Source organism: Hydrogenophaga defluvii (assembly GCF_042665235.1).
GTDB lineage: Bacteria > Pseudomonadota > Gammaproteobacteria > Burkholderiales > Burkholderiaceae_C > Hydrogenophaga > Hydrogenophaga defluvii_A.
The window spans coordinates 1-4,567 of the sequence record NZ_JBHTBZ010000086.1; the positions used below are offsets into that span (position 1 = coordinate 1).

Annotated in this window: 3 protein-coding genes; 1 reads left to right on the plus strand and 2 read right to left on the minus strand. The window is 61.0% G+C overall.

Annotated elements, in window-relative coordinates; translation table 11 throughout:
• Nucleotides 1-193: 193 nt before the first annotated feature.
• On the plus strand, nucleotides 194-1,306 hold the full coding sequence (locus ACFQU0_RS20615) for a hypothetical protein (protein ID WP_162015742.1): 1,113 nt from the start codon (nucleotides 194-196) through the stop codon (nucleotides 1,304-1,306).
• 440 nt (nucleotides 1,307-1,746) lie between these two features.
• Here the strand turns inward: ACFQU0_RS20615 and ACFQU0_RS20620 are convergent, their stop codons facing one another.
• A complete protein-coding gene (locus ACFQU0_RS20620) occupies nucleotides 1,747-3,099 on the minus strand; it encodes an alpha/beta hydrolase family protein (RefSeq protein ID WP_162015743.1) in 1,353 nt (450 codons plus the stop codon).
• A 266-nt stretch (nucleotides 3,100-3,365) separates the two neighbouring features.
• The gene (locus ACFQU0_RS20625; protein WP_162015744.1) at nucleotides 3,366-4,418 is read right to left on the minus strand and encodes an IS3 family transposase; all 1,053 of its coding nucleotides are present in this window, start codon (nucleotides 4,416-4,418) and stop codon (nucleotides 3,366-3,368) included.
• Nucleotides 4,419-4,567: the final 149 nt, after the last annotated feature.

Consider the following 4,567-nt stretch of genomic DNA (forward strand, 5'->3'; position numbering starts at 1 on the left):
CAACGGTCTACCCAGACCACCCCCGCGCCAGTGCTAGCTTTGCGTACCGTCACTTATTGCACTGAAAACGAGGAGACCCCGGCAAGCAGTTCTCGACGCAGTTCCAGACGGTGACCGGTTCCTGCGCAGTGCAGTCGAGCGCCATCGTCTTTGGCTCAAGGAGTTTGGCGAGAAGGGCGTCGCTAAGAGCCTCGTGGATGCATCAGCCTCATTGCAGTCGGTCGCCACCATTGCCGAGTTCGAGTCCATCTGCAAAACACTGGCGGGCATACCGTTGCCGATCGGGGTGTTCTCGGAGGAGCGGCCACGCATTCCGGCCGGTCCGAAACAAGTTGAAGAGCGCCCACGGCCTACTGAGCTCTCAGTAGCCTTCTTGAAGTTCCAGCTTGGTGGCCAACCAGCGGCCAACATCCACCACCTGGTTCCGCGCGAATTGCATGACATGGAGATCGAGGTCAGAGTCTCTCGATGGCCAGAGGGTGCCACGCACCTGGTGCTGACGCCGATCTCGGCAGAGCCCAGGAGCACCTACGAGCTCTCCGAGTTCACGTTCACGAAGCCGTCCACAGAGCCGCCGTACACGCTCATCCAGACGGGTCGTGCGGCTCTCCAGATCGCACAGGGACTGAAATCGAGGCCTTTCGAGTTCAAATACACGGCGGCATTCCAACCTGCCAGCGCAGAGCAGCCCGTTGCTGTCGTCGGCCACCGTACGCTTTTGGTGGAGGGCTTCGACATACGGGTCAACTCGATAACCGGCTATCAGCCTGTCGACGAAAAGATCCTGTTGATCCGCGATCTACTAAGACGGGAAGGCTGGGCAAATGCCGAGGAGCTGTCGGACATTCTTGAGCTGCTGACCAGTCTGGGCAATCTTGCTGGGAGAGCAGTTCAAGACGCCGTGTTCGATGGCGCGTGGGGCGAGAAAGAATTCCAAGTCCAGGTTCGAAAGGACCTTCGCCGGTCGCCTCGCATCGGGTCGGATCTGGAGGAGCACGCCGCGGCCGCAGGGGGCTTCACTGACTTGAGCCTTCGAGGAATCACGATCGAGCTCAAGGAGACGGACACGCGGATCAAACAGATGGAAGACTGCCGCAAGTTTGTCGAGCAAGCTGCCAGCTACGCGGTGGCCAAGGGCAAGCGCGTAGCTCTTTTGTGCATTCTGGATACCAGCGCCAAAGACTCTGCGCCTTGGTCGGCGGCCGACGGCATCGACGTTCTGATGTCAGCACCGCCAGCCAACGTGGCGGTCATCACGCTCGTCATCCAGGGGAACATCACTCGTCCGAGCAAGTTGTCCCGTTGAGGCCTTAGTCGCCTCGCTGGATGTCAAACGCGCACGACATCGTCAGTCAAGTTCCGGGTCTGAATTGGCAGCCCCTTGCAGGTTCTTGCTCGAGTCGCAGCTTTCCTTGGGGGCCTTGAAACTGACCACATCGAACTGAACCGCCCCGGGGCGATTCAAACAAGGAGCCGAGATGCCGCAAAGGAGTCGTTGCTGAACCTCAGCAATCAGTCTTGACCCGACTTTCGCCGCCACCGGCGCCACGACCGCTGCTAGGTGCAATCGCCAGTTTGAGCACCGCGACCCGCTTTATCGAAGCTCCTCGCCCGTTCTCCTTGACAACGGCACGGGTCTCCTGATGCCGGCAACCCACCGATCGGTTGAACAACGCGTCTCCTGAAGATGCGCATAGGTCCGCCAATCCTCTCGGTCTCGCAGGTCGGAGTACAGCAGAACATGGTTTACTTGAACCTAGCTCTAGTCCAGTTCCCAACGTAGTCGAACAGATTCTTCACACTGTTCGAATAGGCCCCATCCGGCGCACCGCAGTTGCCGCATGGCGTGAATCCGTGGGTAGCGCCTTCGATAAAAACAAGGTCCTTGTCGGTGCTCTTCGAATTCTCGAACTCCTCTTCCGAGTCGCGGATGAACAGATAGCCACCCATGCCGGCAACCAGAGTCGGCGCCGAGATGGACCTCACGGCACAGACGGTGGAGTTGTTGCTGGAACAGTGGTCAATACCATCCAGCGAGTTGTTCGACATCACCGCTTGTGTGCTCAGGAAGGAGCGGATGCTCAAGAGCTTGGTGCCGCGATCGAACGCATTGGTTGAATCCTTCGTCTGCAGCTCAACCGGGCTGACCGACACCACCATCTGTTCCGAGATGGAGCCGTCGTTCTTGAGCAGCTTGCGCGGCAGCTTGGTAAAGCGTAGCTTGTCTTTGGGATCCAGGCTGTGCAACTGTGATGCGCCGCCAGGGCCAGCACCGGGATTGCCACCATGCGGGATGAGGAAGATGTCGTTGTCTGGATACGGGCCGCTACCGGCTTGGAGCGCACGGCGCTTTGCGAGCGCCGATTCGATCAACGCGTTCATGCGCTTCGACTGGGCGGCGTAGTAGCGGGCCTGGAAGTCGGCCGTGTACGCGGAGGCACCGCTGGGGTTATATCCATTCGCGGGGTTATAGGGGTCCAGCGCGGGATCGAAGCTCTTCGGCGTTTCATTGACGACCGACCCGTTCAGACTGCGCAACAAGATGACTGGCACGCCCGGGTGCGCGTCGGCCAGCACCAGTGCATCGCCTTTGGGCAGGTTGGCGAGTTCATCGCGGCAAGGAACGAGTTTCTGCGGGCTCTTGCAGAATGCGGTGCCATTTTCTGCAACGGCCTGGTAGTAGCTGAGGGTTGGCCCCCCGCCGCTGTGACCGAACAAGACCACCTTCTCGATACCTGCCTGCTTGCGCAGGTATTCCATGCCGGCCTTGACATCCAGTGCGATGAGGTCCCAATCAACAAGGAATTCGTTGTTGTCGAAGCGCGTGTTCATGCACAGCGCGGCAAAACCTCGCTTGGGCAATTCTTGGCATCCAGGGTGCTGCAGATAGTTGCTCGTGCGATGCACGATCAGGAACGCAACGCGCGGCGCAGGCCCGGAATCTGGCTTGTAGTACATGGCCTTGGCGGGGCCAAGACCGATGTAGGTCGGATTGCCTTGCGCCTGGCTGGATGCCGCCGCAAACACCGTCAGGCCAGCTACTGCAATCTGGAGAAGCTTTGCAGCTCTCTTCCAACCCGAACAAAGCTTCTGATTCACATGGGCCTCCATATTCTGTACTGGCACTTCGCCGAACTCGCGGCCGAATTGCGTGGGGAATCAAACTACCGAACTACCGAACTACCAAACGATCAAACTGACGTATGCCCGAAAAGTCCCAGAGGTCAGGACTTCCGTAGGCGTCCTCTCGCGAGCGACGCTTCGAGGACGCCAGGTGGCGCGTGATGATCCGCCCTGCATCGGTCCAGGCCAATAGATTTGAATCGATAGGCCGGAACGTGTCAATGACTTTGCTGCACCGCTTGTCATAAATTTACTGCGCAGTGCTGGGTTGTTCTCTGGACGTTGGCCTCCGATGGTGGTGGGTTGATCCAGGCTGCGGTCGGCAGCGCATGGGGTTTGGGACGACGGCCCTTGAAGCGCTTCGGTGTCGCGAGGAACGCGGCATCCAGCGCGACCTGACGCGCATCGCGCAGGGCCGGTGCCTGACCGTAGTGCACCGCTTGCGGCGTCATGTAGCCGATGCCCGAGTGCCGGTGCTCGGTGTTGTACCAAGAGAAGAATGCTTGGCAGTGGAGCCGAGCGTCCTCGATGCAGCCGAACCGCGCCGGGAAGTCAGGCCGGTACTTCATGGTCTTGAACTGCGACTCCGAATACGGGTTGTCGTCCGAGACGTGCGGCCTGCTGTGGCTCTTGGCGATGTCCAGCTCCACCAGCAAGGCGGCCACCGGCTTGGAGCGCATGGCCGCCCCCCGGTCGGCGTGCAGCGTGAGCATGCCGCGCTGCACGTCGTGGCGCGAGACGGTGTCGGCGATCAGCTGCTCGGCCAGATCGGCGCTCTCGCGCTCGGCGAGCATCCAGCCCACCACGTGGCGGCTGAAGATGTCCAGGATCACGTACAGATGGAAGCAGGTCCATTTGGCCGGCCCTTTCAGCTTGGTGATGTCCCAGGACCAGATCTGGTTCGGAGCGCTGGCCAGCAGTTCGGGTTTGACGTAGGCCGGGTGGGTGAGCTGGCGGCGACGCTCGCACGAGCCGCCTTGGGTGTTCAGCAGGCGGTACATGGTGCGCACCGAGCCCAGGTATCGCCCCTCGTCGAGCAGCGTGGCGTGCACGGCCGCAGGGGCGGTGTCGGCGAAGCGTTCGCTGTTCAAAGTGTCCAGCAGCAGCGTGCTCTCTTGCGCATCCAAGGCCAGCGGTGGGCGCACTCGCACCGCGCGAGGAGGCCTGGGTCCGACCATGGCTGCGCGCCTTGCCTGGGCCCGCTGGCGGGCCGGCACGCCGCGCGGCAGGCCCAGGGCGCGGCATGCGGCGCCAGCGCCCAGAACGGGGCTGAGTTCGAGCACTGCGGCGATCACGGCAAGTCGCCGGTGGCGTCCATCGAGTTGCCCAGCAAGGCAGCAAGTTTTTTTTGGACATCGATCACGGGGTCTCCTCGTTTTCAGTGCAATAAGTGACGGTACGAAAAGCTAGCACTGGCGCGGAGGTGGTGTTGGTAGATCGTTGA